13 protein-coding genes and 2 pseudogenes are annotated in these 19,906 nt (G+C 69.8%); 6 read left to right on the forward strand and 9 right to left on the reverse strand.

Annotated elements, in window-relative coordinates; genetic code table 11:
* Position 1 precedes the first annotated feature (1 nt).
* Both AMK33_RS03340 and AMK33_RS03345 read right to left on the reverse strand, forming a co-directional pair.
* Positions 2-367, reverse strand: coding sequence for an ArsR/SmtB family transcription factor (locus AMK33_RS03340; protein WP_073931148.1), 366 nt, complete (start codon positions 365-367; stop codon positions 2-4).
* A gap of 204 nt (positions 368-571) precedes the next feature.
* Entirely contained in the window at positions 572-946 is a 375-nt protein-coding gene (locus AMK33_RS03345) for a hypothetical protein (protein WP_073931149.1), read from the reverse strand.
* A 338-nt stretch (positions 947-1,284) separates the two neighbouring features.
* Between AMK33_RS03345 and AMK33_RS03350 the strand changes: the two are divergent.
* Positions 1,285-1,869, forward strand: a pseudogene (locus AMK33_RS03350) (hypothetical protein); the annotation flags it as partial.
* Positions 1,870-1,963: 94 nt separating this feature from the next.
* Positions 1,964-2,569: a hypothetical protein gene (locus tag AMK33_RS03355; RefSeq protein ID WP_073931151.1), complete on the forward strand. Its 606-nt coding sequence runs from the start codon at positions 1,964-1,966 to the stop codon at positions 2,567-2,569.
* A 37-nt stretch (positions 2,570-2,606) separates the two neighbouring features.
* Here AMK33_RS03355 and AMK33_RS03360 read toward each other — a convergent pair whose 3' ends face one another.
* The 4 genes from AMK33_RS03360 to AMK33_RS44660 form a co-directional block, all read right to left on the reverse strand.
* Positions 2,607-3,770, reverse strand: coding sequence for a hypothetical protein (locus tag AMK33_RS03360; RefSeq protein ID WP_143203800.1), 1,164 nt, complete (start codon positions 3,768-3,770; stop codon positions 2,607-2,609).
* 449 nt (positions 3,771-4,219) lie between these two features.
* Positions 4,220-6,046 carry a glycoside hydrolase family 3 protein gene (locus tag AMK33_RS03365; RefSeq protein WP_073931153.1) on the reverse strand — a complete coding sequence of 609 codons (1,827 nt, stop codon included), beginning with the start codon at positions 6,044-6,046 and terminating at the stop codon, positions 4,220-4,222.
* A gap of 1,326 nt (positions 6,047-7,372) precedes the next feature.
* Positions 7,373-7,792 carry a DUF7919 family protein gene (locus AMK33_RS03375; RefSeq protein WP_073931154.1) on the reverse strand — a complete coding sequence of 140 codons (420 nt, stop codon included), beginning with the start codon at positions 7,790-7,792 and terminating at the stop codon, positions 7,373-7,375.
* A 10-nt stretch (positions 7,793-7,802) separates the two neighbouring features.
* Positions 7,803-12,956 carry a DUF6531 domain-containing protein gene (locus tag AMK33_RS44660; protein WP_268817356.1) on the reverse strand — a complete coding sequence of 1,718 codons (5,154 nt, stop codon included), beginning with the start codon at positions 12,954-12,956 and terminating at the stop codon, positions 7,803-7,805.
* Between the two features lie 636 nt (positions 12,957-13,592).
* Here AMK33_RS44660 and AMK33_RS43610 point away from each other — a divergent pair.
* Positions 13,593-13,912 (forward strand): annotated as a pseudogene (locus AMK33_RS43610) (hypothetical protein); the annotation flags it as partial.
* A 67-nt stretch (positions 13,913-13,979) separates the two neighbouring features.
* Here the strand turns inward: AMK33_RS43610 and AMK33_RS03385 are convergent.
* Complete coding sequence (locus AMK33_RS03385; RefSeq protein ID WP_201262950.1) at positions 13,980-14,780, reverse strand: helix-turn-helix domain-containing protein; 801 nt, start codon at positions 14,778-14,780, stop codon at positions 13,980-13,982.
* An 80-nt stretch (positions 14,781-14,860) separates the two neighbouring features.
* Between AMK33_RS03385 and AMK33_RS03390 the strand changes: the two genes are divergently transcribed.
* Entirely contained in the window at positions 14,861-15,250 is a 390-nt protein-coding gene (locus tag AMK33_RS03390; RefSeq protein ID WP_073931504.1) for a nuclear transport factor 2 family protein, read from the forward strand.
* A 480-nt stretch (positions 15,251-15,730) separates the two neighbouring features.
* The gene (locus tag AMK33_RS03395; protein ID WP_073931155.1) at positions 15,731-16,219 is read left to right on the forward strand and encodes a GNAT family N-acetyltransferase; all 489 of its coding nucleotides are present in this window, start codon (positions 15,731-15,733) and stop codon (positions 16,217-16,219) included.
* 344 nt (positions 16,220-16,563) lie between these two features.
* On the opposite strand, the gene AMK33_RS03400 is transcribed toward AMK33_RS03395, so the two are convergent.
* Both AMK33_RS03400 and AMK33_RS03405 read right to left on the reverse strand, forming a co-directional pair.
* Complete coding sequence (locus AMK33_RS03400; RefSeq protein ID WP_073931156.1) at positions 16,564-17,589, reverse strand: hemolysin family protein; 1,026 nt, start codon at positions 17,587-17,589, stop codon at positions 16,564-16,566.
* Positions 17,586-18,923 (reverse strand): hemolysin family protein, encoded by a 1,338-nt coding sequence (locus AMK33_RS03405; protein ID WP_073931157.1) that lies wholly within the window; start codon positions 18,921-18,923, stop codon positions 17,586-17,588. Before AMK33_RS03405 ends, AMK33_RS03400 begins: the two co-directional genes overlap by 4 nt.
* A 685-nt stretch (positions 18,924-19,608) precedes the next feature.
* Here AMK33_RS03405 and AMK33_RS03410 point away from each other — a divergent pair.
* Positions 19,609-19,827 carry a hypothetical protein gene (locus AMK33_RS03410; RefSeq protein ID WP_073931158.1) on the forward strand — a complete coding sequence of 73 codons (219 nt, stop codon included), beginning with the start codon at positions 19,609-19,611 and terminating at the stop codon, positions 19,825-19,827.
* The last annotated feature ends 79 nt before the right edge of the window (positions 19,828-19,906 follow it).

Below are 19,906 nucleotides of genomic sequence, written 5' to 3' on the forward strand. Positions count from 1 at the left end.
CTCAGCCCCGCCTGCTCGTGGGGGCCGACGCCACGGGCACGTCGGTCTGCCGGAGTTCGGCCAGGAGCTCGCTCTGGCCGGCCAGCAGTTCGGTGAGGATCCGGCGGGCCGCGCGGAGGAGCTCGGCGACGTCGCCGCCGGCGAGGGCGTACCGGACGGTGGAGCCCTCCCGCACCGAGACGACGATGCCGGACCTCCTGAGCACGGCGAGCTGCTGCGAGAGGCTGGACGGCTCGATGTCGATGTCGGCGAGCAGGTCCCGCACCGGCACGGGTCCGTGCTGCAGCAGTTCCAGGACCCTGATGCGCACAGGGTGCCCCAGCATGCGGAAGAACTCCGCCTTGGCCTGGTAGAGGGGGACTTGCATGGGCGCGCACTCCCTGCCGCATCGGGGATGTTCTCCACGGTGCGGCGGCGCCCTCACGGACGCGCCGCCGCACGATGTGCTGTCCTTCGGAGCCGATCCTTCTTGCTCGGCGTGGCGCGCATCCACGGATTGGGACCATGTTGATGTGGTGACTTGAAGAAGTCTTCACATCATGGGCGCGCGTCGGCCCGGTTCCCGGGTCGTTCACACCTCCAGCTGTTCTTCGATCCGCTTGAGCTGGTGGCGGGCCATCGCCAGGTTCGACCGGGACTTGTCGAGCACGAGGTACAGGAACAGCCCGTTGCCGTTCCGCCCGCTGACCGGCCGGATGACGTGGTACTGGCTTTCGAGCGTGATGAGGATGTCCTCGATCTGGCCGGTCAGGCCCAGCAGTTCCATGGTGCGCAGCTTGGCCCGGATGACATCCGTGTTGCCGGCGGCCGCGACGGTGAGATCCAGGTCCTTGCCCCCGCCCAGCGTCCCCAGGGCCATGCCGCTGGAGTAGTCGACGACGGCCGCTCCGAGCGACCCTTCGACGGCGGTCATGATGTCCTTCAGCGACACTTCGACAGTTGCCATGGACGTCTCCCTCATCTGTTGTTCCACGGGTTGCGTCGGCCTCGACGGGGCGGTGGGTTCCCGCCCCGGCCGCGGTGGCACCGTAGGCAGGTGTCACCGGTCCGGGGGAACGGGTTTCCGGTGGTGACCCCTAATGACCGAACGCTTGCGTCAGGGAACCGCTGTTTGGCCGGGATCGGTCCGAGAAGTTACCGCGGTGTCGGCAGCCGCCCGACGGCCTGCTCCGCCGTGCCCGGCGGCCGAGCGCAGGTGGTCCACGAGCGAGCGGGCGCCTCGGACGGCGAGGGCGACGGAGGCCGGCGTCGGGTTGCAGGCAGTGGCGGTGGCGGTCGGGGCGGGCGGCTTCGCTGCTGTCGTCGGTCGCCCAGCCGGTCTTCGGTGTGCTGACCGACCGGCGGTCGATGCCGTGGCTGCTGCCGGCCGGCAGGCTGCTGGACGGCGTGGGCATCGCGCTGAGCGGCCTGGGCGGCTCGTGCGGGTTCGCACTGACGTTCGTCGCGATCTCGGGGGGACCGGTGTGGCCGCCTATCACCCCGAGTCCGCCCGCGTCGCCAGACGTGCCGGTCGGGGGCAGCCACAGCGCCATGAGCTGGTTCTCCCTGGGCGGCGCCCTCGGCTTCGCCCTGGCACCGATCATGGTCTCGGCCGTCATCGGGCACGGCTCGCTGCGCCGGACCCCGCTGCTGGTTCTGCCCGCGCCCGTCGGCACCGCCGCCGGCGTGACCCTCGGCCTCACCGTCAGCGTCGGCGGCCTGATCAGCCCCCTGCTGGGACGCCTGGCCGACGCCACCTCCCTGCAGACGGCTTTGACTCCCCTGATCGCCATGCCCGCCCTGAGCAGGCTCCTCTTCCGCGCCCTGTCCGAGCCCGCCGCACCAGGACGTGAACGACTTCGACTGAGCGCCAGGAAGGAAAATTGCTAGCCGGAGCCCGCATGTCTCCGAGAAGATGCTCAGGCCCCGAACACGTACGGGCATGTCATGGGAAGTTCCGGTCCGACGGAAAAGGATGATGCGTATGGGGCTTGACTACAGTTACCAGATCTTTGTGCCTGCCCAGAACGTCACCAGGGCGCTGCACGAGCTCACCAAGCTGGCGCCGCCGACCCGTCGAGTGACGCCGCTTACGGTCACCATGCCCGGCGGTGACCGGGTCGTCGTCCCGTTCACATCCCATTTCAAGAGCGAACCGGTGGACTGCTCCACGAGCGGCAGCCTCGAACTCGACACCTCGATCATGTTCGGCGTCGACGAAGCGGTGCGCGAATTCTATGACAGTGACGCCGAACCCGACGAGCTCGGGAGAGTCCAGATCGGGTACATCTACCTCACGGTGCGGTTCGCGCCTGAGCGTCACCCGCGCTTCGCGTCGCTGGACTTCATGGCGGCCACGTCGGGGATGAGCAGGCTGTTCGAGCGATCCGCAAGCGTCAGAGCCGTGTTCACCGACCTCACCGCCGCCAGCGGCGGAGTGTGCTGTCTGCTCGACACCGAGAGCGACACCTTCCACCTATGCTGGCTGAACGGTCAGCCGGTCCAGGACACGGTTCCCGGCCCTCGTTTCGCCGACTACCGTGCTCTTGTGGAAAGTTGGTCCGAACGCCGAAGTCTTTCCGCGACGTAAGCGGAAGCCCGCCCCGGGGTCTGTCTAGTCACGGCAGTCACCGCGTCGGCCCCGTACCTGCCCAGGCGCTCCGGATGTCGCGCAACGCCGCGTGCGGCGTATCACCGGACGACGCCTCATTCATACGGCGCAGCAACAGGGTGTTGAGCTGTGTTTGCGTGCCGTTGTCCAGGACCGCTTCCCAGCCGTCCTTCTCTTGTGTGATCAGGGCGATGTACGGTCCACGGCGTATCACGCACATGATCCCGATGTCGTGCCCCTCCCAGAAGGTCCTGTAGCTGGCGAGTTCGTCGCCGAGTCGCGCATCTTCCGGTGGGGTGTACGCCGAAGGGTCGGGCCTGATGTCGGTCGAGGTGTCGTTCCCGAAGGTGTCCACCAGCGCGTCAAAGGTTCGCTCGGCGTCGCCCTCGGACGCGTGGGCCAGCACCTGGAGCTCGGCATGCCACCCCGTCTCTTCCGAGAGATCGTTGGGGGCGTAGCCCGCTATGGCCCCGGCTCGGACGCGATTCCCGCAGGGTTCGGGGTGGTCGCCGCAGATCGTGCCCTCGTAGCCGCTCCGCTCGCCGTCGGGGAAGGCATCGCCGGGGGAGCTCTCGAAGGGCGTTCCTTCCAGGGCTGCCCGGTCGGGGAGGATCGCGTCGACTGTTTTCTGGGTGGGGGGCAACGGATCGGCGACGGGTGTGGCGACGGGCGGCTTCGAACCCTCATGGCCCGAGGTGCCCGGCCCCGCTCCCTCGCCCCCGTCGATGAACACTCGGGCGCCGCCGTATCCAGCCAGGGCGACCAGGAACATGAGAGCGACGGCGAGCACGGCGAGGAGCCATCGGCCCTGCCGGTTGTTGTTGATGGTCAGTGGCCCCAGTGAAATCTGGTTGCGGCTGACCCTGGCCCCGCCACCGATCACCACACTGCCCGTGATCGTCTGCGGCGGCTGCTCGGCGGCCGCCCCGGCAAGGGCTTTCAGACGCCGGCCGAAACCGGGGTCGGCGGCCACCTCCCGCTCCAGGACCGCCCGCACCGCCGCCGCGCCCGCCGCATCGCCCGGGTTCCCCAGAAACGTGTCCAGCGCGGCAAGTTCGTCCTCTGTGCCTCTCAGCCGTTCCCGGAGCGCCGCGATCAATGTCTCCGCCGCCGTGCCACCCGCTGCCGACGCGGCACCGCCGGCCCCCTGGGCCAAGATGTGCAGGACTTCCGAGACCAAGTCTGGCGTATCCACCTGAGACGTCCCCCTCCCCACGCACAACCGCCGTCACCAATCCCCGCATCACGTCCGGTCACTCGACAGGAGTCCCGTCCGGACCTGGCATATACCCATCAGAACGTCCGCCGGTAACCCTCCGGGCGCGGTCGGCGAGTGGCTGAACCGCTCCGGGGCCGCACCGGCTGCGGCACCTGCTGTCACGGGCGGCGTTCGACCACGACCGGACCCGGAAGGAGGTCGCCCGTCCGGTCGTGCGGCACCTCGCCGGCCAGGACGTGGTGCCGGCGGCATCTCGAAGTCGGTCCTCTTGCCCCACGCCGACGTCGGGCCCGGATCCGACCGCGGCGGCGACGGGGCGGCGAATTCAGCGGCGGTGACGCTCTCGGCCCCGGTGCTTCCCCTCGACGGGAGCGGGCACCGGGGCCGAAGGCCGTGTGGGGACGCGGGCGTCAGTCGTCGTACGACAGGCCGTGTCCGGAGCGGAAGAGGACCTCGGCCGGGTCGTCGGCCCGCTGGACGGGCACGGGCAGCTTGCCGCGCGGCTCGACCCGGCCGGCGATCACCCGGGCGGCGGCGCGCAGTTCGACCTCGGTCCAGCAGTAGGAGACCAGTGAGGCCGGGACGTCGCCGAGGTGGGCGATGTCGTAGGGGTTGCGCACCGCGAGGTGGACGACGGGGACGCCCGTCGCGAGCAGCCGGGACACCAGGGTGCGCTGGGCGCTGGTGGCGCCGACGTTGTCGGTGGTGACCACCACCGCGTCCCGTCCCTGTGCGGCGGCCACGGCCTCGTCGATCTTCGCCGCGTCGGGTGCCCGGCCGGTGGCGAGGTGGGTGGTGCTGTAGCCCAGTTCGTCGAACACCTTGGCCAGCTCGGGCACCGTGGTGCGGGTGCCGTCGGTCGGGAAGGCCGGGCTGGCGCCGACCACGAGCAGCTTCCTCTGCCCGCGGCGCAGCGGGAGCGCCTCGTCCTCGTTGACCAGCAGGGTGGTGGTGCGCTCGGCGATCCGGGCGGCGGCGCGCCGGTGGCTGCGGGCGCCGACGACCCGGTCGACCTCCCTCCGGGAGACGTAGGGGCTGCCGCTGAGCAGGCCGACCTTGTCCTTGACCCGCAGGATGCGCAGGACCGACTCGTCGAGCCGGTCCTCGGTGATCTCTCCGCTGCGGACGGCGGCCAGGACGCCGTTGTAGGCGACGTCGATGTTCGGCGGGAACAGCAACTGGTCGGCGCCGGCCTTGAGGGCGAGGACGGGCACGCGGTCGTCGCCGTACTTGGTGCGCACGCCCTGCATGTTGAGGGCGTCGGTGACGATCACGCCGTCGAAGCCGAGTTCGCCGCGCAGCACGCCCTGGAGGATCGCGGGCGACAGGGTGGCCGGTTCGTTGCTGGGGTCGAGCGCGGGGACCTGGAGGTGCGCGGTCATGATCGAGTCGACGCCGGCGGCGATCGCGGCCTTGAAGGGCGGGGCGTCGATGCGCTCCCACTCCTCGCGGGTGTGGGTGATCACGGGCAGTCCGGTGTGGCTGTCCTGTCCGGTGTCCCCGTGGCCCGGGAAGTGCTTGGCACAGGCCGCGACGCCGGCGTGCTGATAACCCGTCACCTGGGCCGCCACCATGCGGCCGACCTCGCGGGCGTCGGCGCCGAAGGAGCGGACGTTGATGATGGGGTTGGCCGGATTGACGTTGACGTCGGCGACCGGGGCGAAGTTCTGATGGATGCCCAGGGCGGCGAGTTCGGTGCCCGAGATCCGTCCGGCGGTGCGCGCGTCGGAGAGCGAGCGGCCCGCGCCGAGCGCCATCGCGCCCGGCAGCTGGGTGGCGCCGCTGCCGATGCGGACGTTGACCCCGTGCTCCTGGTCGATGGAGATCAGGGACGGGACGGGGGTGGGCAGGGCGAGCGAGGCCCGCTGCACACCGTTCGTCAAGTCCGCCACCTGACGGGGGTCCTGGATATTGTTCGTCCAGCCGTGGAAGTAGATGACACCGCCGATGTGGTACTTGGCGATGAGCTCGGCCACGGTGCGGACGCCGAGTTCCCTGAGGTTGCGGTCCTGGTCGAACTGGCTGGGAGAGGTCGCCGACGTACCGTAGAAGTACGGCACGAACAACTGGCCGATCTTCGCCTCGACGCTCATCCTGGAGATGATCCTCTTGAGGCGGTGGTCGCGTCTGTGCGCGACCGCGGGGGTGGCCGCCACGCCCACGACGCCCGTCGCGCTCGCGGCGACCACGGTCGCGGAGGCGAGCACGGTTCGTCTGGACAGACTCCGGTCCTGCATGCGGACATGCTCCTTCCAGCCTTGCCCATCAAGGGAATTGGGGGAAACGTGAAGGACTCCGAACAGCGCGAAACGTAGCCCGCGGATCACGGGCGGGGCAAGAGGTCTAGACAAAAAAGGTCTAGACAAAGTGAGGGCTCTCCTGTCGCATGCGTGAGTGCTCTGAGCTGGGCCGATACGTGAACCTCGCCGCTTTCCGTGACCCTTGAGGCGTCTGGTGCTCCAGCCGTAGTCCGTGATCTCGGTGGCAGGCGTGTGACGGCGGCGTTCGACGAGAGGTCCCGCAGGTGCGGGCCGGCGGGGTTTCCGGGCCGGCGGGCCGCGGCGTCCGGCGCAGGTGCCGTCGCGCCCGCCTCGTGTCTCCCGCGGGACACACGTTTGTGATCGCAAGCCTCACCGGCCCACGGGAGACGGTCGGGTCGACGAGAGCCCGCTGCGCCGCGGAAGCCGGGTCCCCCCGCCGCCGAGTGCCGTGGTGCCGGGCTCCGGAGCACGCCTCGGGAGGTGCGACACGGCGGTGACTCACGGCACTTCGGCACTCGACGACCCGGTGGGCCGATCACTCCGTGGGCCGATCACTCCGTGGCCCGCACGCACGTTTCGCCCGGCGACTCGGCCGGGTTGTCACCTACCTGCCGGAGGTGGCGACCTTCTCCGTGGTGTCCGCCGACGCGGACGCGTCGGAGTGGGACGACCCGGCCGAGTTGCTCGCTCCGGGCGAACTCGCCGGCATGTTCAGCTGCCCGGCCACTCCGCCGTCCGGCTGGGAACCGGTCTTCCGACTCGAGGGCCGTCAGATGCTCTGGCGCGGTGCGGGCCGGCTCGAACACCCTCCTGTCCGGCCCGGCACCGGAGTGGTCGAGCTCACCGCGGACGACGTGCCCGAGATGCTCGACCTGGTGGCGCGGACACAGCCGGGACCGTTCTGGCCGCAGACGGAGCGGGTCATGCCGGGACAAGGCCACCGTGCATCCCCTGGGATCGAACTGCCCGTTCACCCCGGACAGTTGCACGGTGGCCTGCCGGTTGGGCAGGGAGCGGTCACCGGCAGACGGCGCACTCGCGGGAGCAGGACCCGTGCGCTCAACCGCGAAGATCCCCTGCATCACACGGCGGGACGCCATCCGCTCGGGTTCTCCTCTTCCGAGTACGGAGGCCAGGACGCGACGACGACGCGCGTCTTGCAGCCGCGGATCGCGTGGTCGCGATCGCCCCGGCGTCCTGGGCCCGGTCCGTAGTACTGCCGCCGTGCCCGGAAGGCTGCACAGGGCCCGCCGTCGGATCGTGGCCTTTCCGCAGGTGCCGGAGGCCACGATCCGACGCGGATCAGTCGGCCAGGGTCAGTTCTCCAGCCGTTTCGATCCCCGCCGTCCGTGCTGCCGCGCGGCAGAACTTCTCGGGTGGGCAGTAATGGTGCGCCGTCATGTAGTGGATCACCAGGTTCGGCGCCGCGTAGAGCGTGCCGTCGGCTCCCCGCACCCGGATCTCCGCCGATCCGAGCCACACCTCGGTGTCCCTGGCGGGGCCGCCGAGGACGACGGGGCGGTCGATGTCGCAGAACTCACAGTGGTGGACGCCGCGCATCTGGTTGTCGTAGGCGGCGCTGAGGACCTTCAACGCGTCCACCACGCGCTCATCCACGACTCCTGTGCGGTAGTCGTGCTCCGGCGCCAGCCAGCCGACGTTGAGCATCTCCTGGTCCGACTCGTCGTAGGAGTAACGGGTCAGGTCGGGGTAGTAGGTCATGCGTCGCTCCTCAACGACGGGGGTCGCAGTGCTTCCGGCAGATCGCCAGGTGTACCGGGCCCATGTTGGGTTTGAGGATCTCACTGAGCAGCGTGTCCTTGCTCACCGTGATCGAGCCGTTCATCATCCTGAGGTCGTGGCCCGGAGCCACGGTGTAGTCGGGAAGCGTCTTACCGGGACCGACGATCTCTGTGGGCTTGATTTTCTTTCCCTGTTCGACTGCGAGCCCGACGGACTGGCGAAGACCTATGCCGTCCTCCACGTAGAAGTAGCCCCAGGTGCCGCTCGGCATCTGCATGTCGCCGGTGCCACGGACGTACCAGCCGTGACCTGCGATGACGGCTTGGCCGTCAGGGCGTCCACCGGGGAGTCGCTCGGCGGCCGGGCCGACACCCTTGCCGTGCGTGGGGATGTCGTGTCCGCGCACCTCGGGTGCCACGGCCGCCCGCCGCCACCCTGTGAGGCCGCCGATCCCCACGAGGGCGATCTGTTGGGTCAGTTCCTCGGCGGCTTCGGCGTACAGGTCGGCGAGGGCGTCGCAGCCCTGCTGGCGGAGCATGTACTCGGCGCGGTAGAGGCGGTAGGCGGGGCGGACGGGGAGGTACTTGTCGACGAAGGCGCCGGCGCCGCCGTTCTCGCCGGTGAACGCGTCGTGCAGGTCCCCGGCGAGGACGAAGGGCGACTTGAGGACGTCGACGAACGCGTCCCCGAAGATGCCCGCCGCCTCACCGAGGCTGTCGACGCGGTCGTCGTTCGGGTCGTCGGGGGTCAGGCCGCTGGGGTCGGTCAGGAGGGTGGGGACGTTGTCGGCGTAGGCGTAGGGGGAGATGTACGGGGTCGTCCGGGCGCGGGTGGCCGGGTCGGGCCGGGTGAAGCGGCCGGTGACGGTGTCGTACTGGCGGGCGTGGAGGTCGAGGTTGCCGGTGGTGGTCTCGTAGCGGGCGCCGGTGTACGACGGGGTGCTCGCGGGCGCGCCGCCGGTGGTGGTGTTCAGGACGCGGGTGCCGAACGGGTCGTAGGCCCAGCGCTGGTGGAGGGTGCCGGTGCTGCCGGTGACGTCGACCGGTGAGCCCTGGGTGTCGTGGTGGTAGTAGAAGAGCGTCCCGGCACCGGTCTCGGTGGCGGTGGGCTGGCCGAGGGGGTCGTAGCGGTAGGACTGCTTGACGGTCCAGGCACTGTCGTATTCGGTGGCCAGGATCGGCAGGGGAGCGTTGGGATCCCACTGGGTACGGCTGGTGACCGTGCCGTCCTTGGCGGCGACGACCTGGTTGCCGCCGGCGTCGTGGTCGTAGGTGTAACTGCTGCCGCCGACGGTGGCGGCGGAGATCTGTCCGGCCAGGTCGTAGGTGTAGGTGTCGGCGCCCTTCTTGGTCCGGTTGCCTTCGGCGTCGTAGCCGTAGGCGGTGGTCGTGGTGCCGGTGGTGGTGGAGGTGAGCTGATCGGCCGCGTCGTAGGCGTAGTCGGTGGAGGTGGTGCCGAGGGTGGAGGTCAGGCGGTTGCCGACCTTGTCGTAGGTGTAGGACGTGGTGCGGCTCGCGGCGCAGCCGGTGACCCAGGGCTGCGGGAAGCAGCCGGAGGTGAGGCGGCCGGCGGTGTCGTAGGTCAGGTCGTAGCCGCCGGTGCCGACACTCGCGCGGGTGACGTCGACGTGGGTGGGCAGGCCCGCGGGGGAGAGGGTGAGGGCGGTCTTGGTGACCGTGGTGCCGGCCTTGGCGGAGGTGACGGCGGTGAGGCGGCCGGCCCGGTCGTAGGCGCGGTCCTCGGACTCGGTGTTGGGCAGCGCGGACTTGGTGAGGTTGCCGGCCGGGTCCCAGGTGTACGCGGTGGTCTTGCCGTCGGCCAGCATGGTGGCGGTGCGGCCGTCGTCGTCGTAGGTGTAGGTGATCGTGTTGCCGTCGGAGTACTTGCGGGTGAGCATCTGCCCGGCGGCGTCGTAGGTGTAGGCGAAGCCGCGGGTCCTGGTGAGGTTGCCGACCGCGTCGTGGACGAAGTCCTCGGAGATCCTGGAGTTGGCGCGGGCGGTCAGCTGTCCGGCGTCGTCGTAGCCGAACGTCGCGTCGGGGGTGGCGTCGGAGTAGTCGACCTTGGTGAGCAGGCCGCGCGGGTCGTAGGTGTAGCCGGTGGATCCGCGGGGCGTGGTCTTCTCGGTGAGGTTGCCGGCGGCGTCGAACGCGTAGGTGGTCTCCCGCTTCAGCGGGTCGGTGACCGAGGTGAGGCGGCGGGCCGCGTCGTAGCCGTACGTGGTGACGTGCCCGTTGGCGTCGGTGCGCTCGGTGAGGTTGCCGGACTTGTCATAGCCGTACGTGGTGACCGCGCCGCCCGGAGCGGTGACCTCGGTCAGCCGGTCCAGCTTGTCGTAGCCGTAGGCGGTGGCGCGCTTGTCGGCGTCCGTCTGCTTGACGACGTTGTTCACCGCGTCGTAGGCGGTGGTGGTCACACCGCCCAGCGGGTCCGTGACCGTGGTCGGGTTGCCTGCCGGGTCGTAGCCGTACGTGGTCGTGTACGGGGCCGGGTCGGCGCCGGTGGTGTTGCCGCGCGGGTCCACCGAGGTGGCCCGGCGGCCGTCGGCGTCGTAGGTCCAGCTCTCCTTGTGGCCGAGCGGGGAGGTGCGGCTGAGCAGGTTGCCGTCGGCGTCGTAGGCGTAGGAGGTGGTCTTGCCCAGCTGATTGGTGCTGCTGGTCAGCCGGTTGTTCTTGTCGTAGATCGAGGCGACCGTCTCGCCTGCGGCGTCGGTGACCCTGGTGACGTTGTCGTTGGCGTCGTAGGTGTAGCCGGTGGTGTGGCCCAGCGGGTCGGTGACCACGAGGGGCCGGTTGATCGCGTCGTAGGTCGTGGTGGTGGACGCGCCGGTCGGGCCGGTGACCTCGATGGTGTTGCCGGCCGCGTCGTAGGCGTAACTCGTGGTGTGGGCGGCCGGGTCGGCGCCGGAGACGTTGCCGCGCGGCGAGACGCTGCTCAGCAGGCGGCCCACCTTGTCGTAGGTGTAGGTGGTCCTGCCGCCGGTGGCGTCGGTCTCGGAGGCCAGGCGTCCGCTCGCGTCGTAGGCGCGGGTGACGGAGTTGCCGGACGGGTCGGTGGTCCGGGTCAGGTGCCCGGCGTCGTCGTAGGCGAACGTGGTGGTGTCGCCCGCCGGGTTCTTGGCCGACGTCAGTTGCTCGGCGCCGTTGTACTCGTAGGTCGTGGTGCGGCCCAGCGGATCGGTGGCCGAGTCGAGCAGCCCGCGGCCGTCGTAGGCGTACGTCGTGGTGTGGTCGGCCGGGTCGGCGCCGGAGACGTTGCCGCGTGGGTCCGTCTTCGTCAGGATCCGGCCGGCCTTGTCGTAGGTGAACGTCGTCTTCTCACCCAGCGGCGTGGTGACCGACGTCCGGTTGCCGGCCGTGTCGTAGCCGTAGGTGGTGACCTTGCCGCGCGGCGTCGTCACGGTCTCCAGCGAACCGAGCGCGGTGTACGTGTAGGCGGTCTTGCCGCCCAGCGGGTCCGTGGTGGACGTCAGCTGGTTCGACGTGTCGTAGGTGTACGTCGTCTTGTTCTTGCGGCCGTCGGTGTGACTGGTGATGTTGCCCGCGTCGTCGTAGGTCCAGCTCTCCGAGTGACCGAGGACCGACGGGGCGCTGCGGGTGAGCATCCGCCCGGCGCCGTCGTACGTCATCTCCGTGGTGTTGCCGCGCTGGTCGGTGATGGCGACGGGGCGCAGGTGACGGTCGTAGTCGTAGGTGATGCTCTTGCCGTACGGGTCGATCGTCTCCATCAGGACGTTGCCGGCGTACACGTCGGTCCACACGCCGCCGTCCGGTGCTGTGGTGTGCGACTCGCTCTTGCCGTCCCAGGCGAACGTGGTGGTCTTGTCGTTCTGGTCGGTCTGGGACTTGATGCGGCCCGCGGTGTCGTAGACGTTGGTGACCTTGCCGCCCGCCGGGTCGGTGTAGGAGGACAGCCGCTTGTTCGCGTCGTAGGCGTACGACGACGTCCGGCCGGCCGGGTCGGTCACCGAGGTCAGCAGACCGCCGGTATAGCCGTACGAGACCGAAGCGCCGTCCGGCAGGCCCACCTCGGACAGCAGTCCGTCGGCGCCGGGTGTGAACGTGGTGGTGCGGCCGGCGGCGTCCTTGACGGAGGCGAGCGTGCCGGACGCGTACGTCAGGCTCAGCCCCTTGCCGGCTCTGCCGACCACGGATGTGAGTCGGCCGCTGCTGTCGAAGGTCCGCCTGGTGTGGTCCGGCGTGGTGATCGTGTAGGTACTCGCGCCCTTGACCAGTTTGGCCGCCGACCCGGCCGGGGCGGTGTATGTGCCGTCACTGTTCTGTGTGAAGACGAACGACGCCCCGTCGTCCGTCCGGTGGGTCACCTTCCCCGTCGTGAGTGTCAGCTTCGCGTCGAACGGGGTGGCCCAGCCGCGCCCCAACAGGCCGACGGCACTCGAGTCGGAGCGGTAGGTGCGCTCCAGGGTCAGAGGCACGCCGGGGCTCACCAAGGAGGCGTCGGTGAGCTGTTCGAAGAACATGCCGGTGGCCGTGTTGACCGGGTCGGCGCGGTGCGCCTGTGCGTAGCAGGTGCAGATGCCCGCCTGCGCACCGGGGATCACCGGGGTGTAGAACGCCTCCACCAGCGGTGAGGTGGTCCCGCCCGGACTCGACGTCCCGTCGGCGCTGTTGAGGAAGACCCAGGCGTAGTACTCCTTGCCGTCCTCGAGGATTCCGCCCAGGGCGCTGCCGGCCCACCAGAAACACTGGTCGGTGGGGTAGGAGTTGCTCGACCACCAGTCGTAGCACCAGGCCCCGGTGTCCGGGGTGTCGCCGCTGGGGTCGTCCGTGGACTTCTTGATCTCCTGCTGGACGACGGGGTAGCCGCTCTCGTCCAGGACGTACAGCCACATCCCGGTATACGAATCTCCCCGCTTGGGCAGCTTCACCTGCCCGCCGATCGACAGCATCCCGGGATACGCGGTGGCCCAGGACGACACCCAGGTCGGGTTCTCGGCCGCCGCCGTGAGGGGCTGCAAAGCTACTCCCGACTCGGCGGCGGGGCCGCGTTCGACGCGGTTCTTGTCCGGCCGGCTGTGGGGCCCGCCCTTGGGCCTCCGCTCCGGCGCGTCCATGTAGTCGCGCATCGGCGACCGTTCGTGCCGGTCCTCGTCGACCTGCTGGCGCCGCTCGGCCAGTGTCATGGCCTTGGGGGGCTTGGGCAGGTCGGCGGCTGTCCGGGCCTGCGCCTGTGTGACGGCCGCGGTGGCCGTGGAGCGGGGCCGGTTCCCGGGCGACGCCCAGGAGGGGGCGACACCCGCTGTGGTCAGCAGAGCCAGGACCAGAAAGGCCGTGACGAGTCTTCGCGCTTGTGTGCGCACAGTGCATCACCTGTGGGTCAGGGGTGAAGAGAGGTCGCGGTGATGCATGATCAGGAGAACCTCGAACTAACGCGCTACGGGAAGCGGGGCCGAAACGCGACGGGGTCCCCACTCGCCCTGGCCATGAGTGTGCTGGCTGAGTGGACGAAGGGCTCCGCTCGGCCGCTCGTTTTGGCGCGAAGGTGATCCAGAGCGCGAGGTGGTGCGGGTGAACGGACCCTCGACAGAGAGCCAAGGGAAGGCAGCGGGCCGGAAACGGAAGAACAGGCTGCTTGAGCGGGGCCTTTCTCCGGCCTCGGGCAGGCGATACACCTGTCTGCCGCACCTGAGGGATTGATGGCCGGCCCGCTGGACGTTCACAGCCGTCGCCCCGACGTCTACGCGGCAAGAGCGAGTTCCTGCGCTACGACCAGGCCCTGGTCGGTTCCGGTGGCCTTGTGCAGGACGGTTCCGTCGAGGGAGGCAGGCCGGCCGATCGCGACCGGAGTGATCGAGGGTGCGTGCCGCCATCTGATCGCCGACCGGCCGGATATTTCCGGGGCTCGTTGGGGCTCGCCGGAGCCGAGGCCGTCCTCAAGCTCCGTGCCGTCATGAGCAGCGGCGATTTCGAGAGCTACTGGCGCTTCCACCTCGCCCGCGAGCACGAACGGGTCTATCTGGCCCCTGGCCGGGGGCGAATACACGCCCGGCCCCTATCAGGACCGTCCCTCGAAGCGATCCACACCCTTCCTGGAAGGACCGGTCCCTGCCAGTACGTTCGACGACAGGGGCGCGGCTGAGGCCGAGAGCGAGGACGGGGCAGCCTTGCGGATCCGACCGGGGCAGTGGCCACCCGATCCTCGCCGATCAGGGGCAGGCGGCTGCTCGAACGTCACCGTTGGACTCCTCGAAGTAGGCGGCGCTCTCCGCGTCCGCCGGGTAGTAGGACTCGATCGCGACCTCGTCCAGCGTGATGTCCATCGGGGTACCGAACGTGGTGATGGTCGAGAACAGCCGCAGCTCTCGTCCGTTGAAGCGAAGGATCATCGGGATCAGGACATCGGATTCGACCGGTCGGCTCGGCACGTCCTCGGAGTCGGGCTCCAGCAGTTCCTCGTAGAGCGCGGTGAGCTCAGCGTCGGGAGCAACGGCGAGCTGACGCCTGATTCGGGAGCGGAACACCACACGCACGTCGGCCAGGTTGACGACCAGAGGGGCGAACCCACGCGGGTCCAGCCCCAGCCGCACCAGGTTGATCGGCGGCTGTAGCAGGTCGGGATCGACGTCCGCGAAGAACGGCTCGACCGCGCGGTTGGTCATCACGATGTTCCACCGGCGATCGAAGGCCACCGCCGGGTACGGCTCATGCGCGCGCAGCACCCTCTCGACCGCGTCCCGGGCCGCCGACAGCGCACCGTCATCGAGTGGCCGCTCGGCGTACCGGGGTGCGAAGCCGGCCGCGAGCAACAGCCGGTTGCGATCACGCAACGGCACATCGAGCTGGTCCGCGAGCCGCAGCACCATGTCGGCGCTCGGATTGGACTTGCCCGTCTCGACCAGGCTGACGTGACGAGCCGAGACGCTGGCCGCGATCGCAAGATCGAGTTGGCTGAGCCGTCGGCGATGCCGCCACTGCCGCAAGAGCTCCCCGACCGTATGCACGGTCATCGAGAGTACTCATCGTGGAGCCGCACGCCATGAAATCCGACTTCATCGACAACCGTTGCGACCGCGGAAACACTGCGTCCATGACCACAGACAACAGGAGCATCGTTCAACGGGCACTGGCGGAACTGATCGAGACGGGCGGCGTCGACGCGCTCGAACCGTTGCTGAGCGATGACTTCGTCCATCACAGGCCGGACTCGACTTCCTCGACCAGAGCGGAATGGCTCGCCGCCGTACAGGCGGCACTCACCCCGCTCGCCGGTATGCGGGTCGAGGTCCACCACCTGCTGGCCGACGGCGATCACGTAGTGATGCACTCGCGGCGACGGCTCCCCGATGCCGGGCCGGAGATCGCGGTCGTCGATATCTGGCGGATCGACGAGGGGCTGATCGCCGAGGGTTGGGAGATCATCGAGCCGGTGGCCCAGGCGGCCGCCAATCTGGTGTGGTGGGAGCCCGCTGAGCACTGACCGGTGCTATCGCTTCCGCCGTCGAACGACAAGCGGGCGAGGGTGCGATTCCTCCTCAAGGAGGACACGTGTCCGCCCGACTCATCAGGTCCCTCCAGAAGAGCCGCACCCTGGCACGCGTTATACGGCCGATGCGCAACACACGCCCCGGGGATTTGGTGCGACCAACCAGGACACGTCCGTTTGCTGACACAAAGAGCAGTGTTTCCTGATGCGGCTCACGAGGCCAGCCTGAAGTCGTCCCGCACAGGCAAACCCCCGCTGCGGCAGGCTCAGGGGGAGCACCGGTAGACCACCCCGTTCTCCGGCTCCTCCGCAGCGGTTCGGGCGTCCCAGTCGCTGTCAACGGTCGGCCGATGCGGCGGCAGCGACTTGGACGCTCGGGGCCTGGGCAGGCGGTTCCCGGGAGCGGTGCAGGAATCCTGCCCGAGCAGCCGGCCCGCCGCACGGCGGCACGCCCCGGTGCGAAATACTCTCCCGATGGGTTCACGCACTTCCCCGATCAGCCAGCCGATCACGATACGGAGGGCCGTCGCGCGGGATGCCAAACGGCTCACGCGGCTCGTGCGTGGCTCAGGCGCCTACACGGGTAAGTACGCAGCCGCAGTCGCGGGCTACCGGGTCGGGCCTGATTACATCGAGGCCCACCGCGCCTTTGTGGCCGTCGGCGCCGACGAGCATGGAGGCCGGGTCCTCGGGTTCTACTCGCTCGTCCTCGCTCCACCGGAGCTCGACCTGCTGTTCGTCGCCGACGAAGCGCAAGGACGGGGTATCGGACGGCTGCTCGTCGCGCACATGCAGTCCGAGGCCCGTGCCGCCGGGCTCGACCGTGTCAAGGTCGTGTCGCACCTTCCCGCCGAGGGCTTCTACCACCGCGCCGGTGCGGTGCGGATCGGGACCGTGCTCGCGAACCCGCCCGCCGTGCCGTGGGACCGTCCCGAATTCGAGTTTCGCGTTTCTTCGGAATGACGCGGTGTGCCGGTCGGCGGGGCACCCGCCTTCGCTTACATGGTGACCGGCACGCAGAGCCGCTGGATGCCGCGCTCCATGCGTGCCGTCGCCTCTGCCCTGGCGGGGGGACGCCTGCGCCGGCGGGTCGGGGGAGTCGGAGTACGGCCTATCCGGTGGACGAGCGAAGCGGCAGCCCGGGGACGATGTCAGTGAAGGTTTTCCGTTCGGAGAACTCCAGGGCGTGGTGGAGCAGCGCGCGTCAGCACCCTGGAAAACATCTCTGTGCCACCGCTTCACCACGCCGGTTGGGCCACACAAACCGGGCCGCCCCGCGCGGGGGCGCGCACGGGGCGGCCCGGCGGTCACGCGGTGGCCGGAGCCGCCGGTCCGACCAGTTCGGACAATACGTCCTCCATGGTCACGAAGCCGATGACCGTGCCGCTCTCCCCCACGACGGCGGCCAGATGGCTGCCCTCGGCGCGCAGGGCGGTGAGGGTGTCGTCCAGCGGGGTGTCGATGCGGACCCGAGTGACCTTGTGCAGCGCGGTGGGCGGGAAGGGCCGGTCGCGGTCGGTCAGGCCGAGGGTGTCCTTGATGTGCAGGTAGCCCAGGACTGTGCCGTCCGGGCCGGTGACCGGGAAGCGGGAGAAGCCCGCCTCGGAGGCCGTCCGCTCCAGCCGGGCGGGGGTGATCGTGTGGTCGACGGTGCGCATCCGCTGCGCCGGGACCGCGATCTCGCCCACCGGGCGGGTGCCCAGCTCCAGCGCGTCGCGCAGCCGCTCGCCGTCGGCGGGACCGAGCAGGCCGGCCTCGCTGGAGTCGATGACCATCCGGGCGAGCTGGTCGTCGGTGAAGACCGACTCGACCTCGTCCTTCGGATCCACGCGCAGCAGCTTCAGCAGGACGTTGGCGAAGGCGTTGATCCCGAACACGAACGGCCGCAGAGCCCGGGTGAGCGCCACCAGCGGCGGGCCCAGCAGCAGCGCGCTGGGCACGGGCGCGGCCAGCGCGATGTTCTTCGGCACCATCTCGCCGACCAGCATGTGCAGATACGTGGCGAGGGTGAGCGCGATGACGAACGCGACCGGGTGCACCAGACCGTGCGGGAGGTGCACCGCCTCGAAGCCGGGCTCCATCAGGTGCGCGATGGCGGGCTCGGCGACCGCGCCCAGCACCAGCGAGGAGACGGTGATGCCGAGCTGAGCGGTGGCCATCATCGCCGAGAGGTGTTCCAGTGCCCACAGCGTCATCCGGGCGCGCTTGTCGCCCGCCTGGGCGCGCGGTTCGATCTGGCTGCGGCGAACCGAGACCAGGGCGAACTCGGCGCCGACGAAGAACGCGTTGGTCAGCAGCGTCAGGGCGCCGATGACCAGTTGCAGCGCGGTCATCGGACCTCCTCCACGAGCCGGACGGTCATCGCGACGGCCGGTTCGGTGATGCGTACCCGGTCGGCGCGGTGGTGCTCGACCTCCAGCACCTCGAGCCGCCAGCCGTCGAGGTCCACGACGTCCCCCTTGCCGGGGATGCGGGCGAGACGGGTGGCGACCAGCCCGGCCACGGTCTCGTACGGTCCTTCCGGCGCGGTGAGTCCGATGTCCGTGAGCTGGTCGAGGCGGACACTGCCGTCCGCCTCCCACGCCGCGCGCCCGTCCCGCGTGGCCGGGGCGGGGATCAGGTCGGGTGTCTCGAAGGGGTCGTGCTCGTCGCGGACCTCGCCGACGACCTCCTCGACGATGTCCTCCACGGTCGCCACGCCCGCCGTACCGCCGTACTCGTCGATGACCACGGCCATGGTGCGGTGCGCGCGCATCCGCTCCAGCAGCCGGTCGGCGGTGAGGCTGTCGGGGACCAGCAGGGGCTCCGTGGTCAGCTCCGTGACCGGCGTGGCGGCCCGCTTCTCCGGCTCCAGGGCGAGCACGTCCCGGATGTGGACGGTGCCCACCACCTCGTCCAGGCTGTCGCGGTAGACGGGGAAGCGGGACAGGCCGGTCGCGTGGGAGAGGTTGGCCGCGTCTGCGGCAGTGGCGTGCATTTCCAGGGCCTTGACGTCGACCCGCGGGGTCATCACGTTCTCGGCGGTCAGCTCGCTCAGATGAAGGGTCCGTACGAACAACTCCGCCGAGTCCGCTTCCAGAGCACCCTCCGCAGCCGAGTGACGGGCCAGCGCGCCCAGCTCCTCGGCGGTGCGCGCGGAGGCCAGCTCCTCGGCGGGCTCCAGCCCGAAGCGGCGCACGAAACGGTTCGCGGTGCCGTTCAGGTGCCCGATGAACGGGCCGAACGCGGCAGTGAACGCGCGCTGCGGACCGGCGACCACCTTGGCGACCGCCACCGGACGCGAAATCGCCCAGTTCTTCGGCACCAGCTCACCGACCACCATCAGCACGACGGTGGAGACGACCACGCCCAGCACGGTCGCCACCGCCAGGGCGGCACCGCCCAGGCCGATCGCCCGCAGCGGGCCGCGCAGCAGCGCGGCGAGGGACGGCTCGGCGAGCATGCCGATCACCAGCGAGGTGACGGTGATGCCCAGTTGGGCGCCGGAGAGTTGCAGCGTGAGACGCCGTACGGCCTTCAGCGCACCGTCCGCGCCGCGCTCACCGGCCTCGGCGGCACGCTCCAGGTCGGCGCGCTCGACGGTGGTCAGGGAGAACTCGGCCGCGACGAACACCGCGCAGGCCAGTGTGAGGAGGAGGGCCAGCAGGAGCAGCAGGACCTCGGTCACCGTGCCACCCCCGCTCCCTCGATCGCATGAGTCCGGCGGGGAACGGCACGGCTGGTACTGGGAGGCTCACCCATCGGGGGAACGTCGCTCCTTCTCGAAACACATATGCAGACAGTGGGTGGAAACAGGATCGCCTGCCTCTACACCAACTGTAAAGGAGGAGCAAAAAACCTCACAGCCCCAGTGTCCTGAGCGGCACGGGAAGGGCGCGGTCCAGCTCCCGGCACCACTACGCCGGGGTGCGAGTGCGGGTGTGGAAATACGCGCTCACCTGTACGTCAGCCTCTCGATCAGCAAGATCACGCCATCAGCGGGGATGCTCCGGGTCCTCCCGGCCGGGAGGCGTCGAGGATCGGTTCGAGGCCGGGCAGGCCGAGAACTCCCGCCCCGCCCTCGTCGGCGGCCACGTGGTGACGGGTACCCCTGGAACGACGAGCCGCAGCTCCTGCGACGCCTGCTCGCCGGACGCCCGCGCCTGCTGCACCGGCGCCCGCGTCGCCTGTGGCTCCATGCCGAAGGCGCCCAGGACCGGACCGGCGACACCTGCCGGCGCAAGAACCCGTTTTCAGCCTTTCCCGACGCGTCCGCCCGGACCGGGCCCCTCCTCCGTTCCGACCGCCCTATGCTTCTACTCGCTTGTAGAAGGCCCGCGTGAGCCGGGCCCGCGCCTTTGGAGACGACACACATGGCTTCGATCGACCTGGACAAGGTGCTGGACAAGGCATGGGCGGACAAGCCCCTGCCCGACATCCTGGCCGCCCCGGTGGCGGCACTGAAAGGGGTCTCCGACCGCGACGGCGAACTGCTGCAGGAGGCGTTCGGGGTCGAGACCATAGCGGATCTGGCCGAGTTGAAGTACGCCCGCTGGGCCCAGGCACTCGCCGCACTCGACACCGCCAGGTAACCGGCCCGCGAACCACCGTGGTGCCGCACACCTTCGGCTGGGCGGCACCACCCTCATGGAACACACGCACGTTTAAGGA

It is taken from the genome of Streptomyces sp. CB02400 (assembly GCF_001905725.1).
Taxonomy (GTDB): Bacteria; Actinomycetota; Actinomycetes; order Streptomycetales; family Streptomycetaceae; genus Streptomyces; species Streptomyces atrovirens.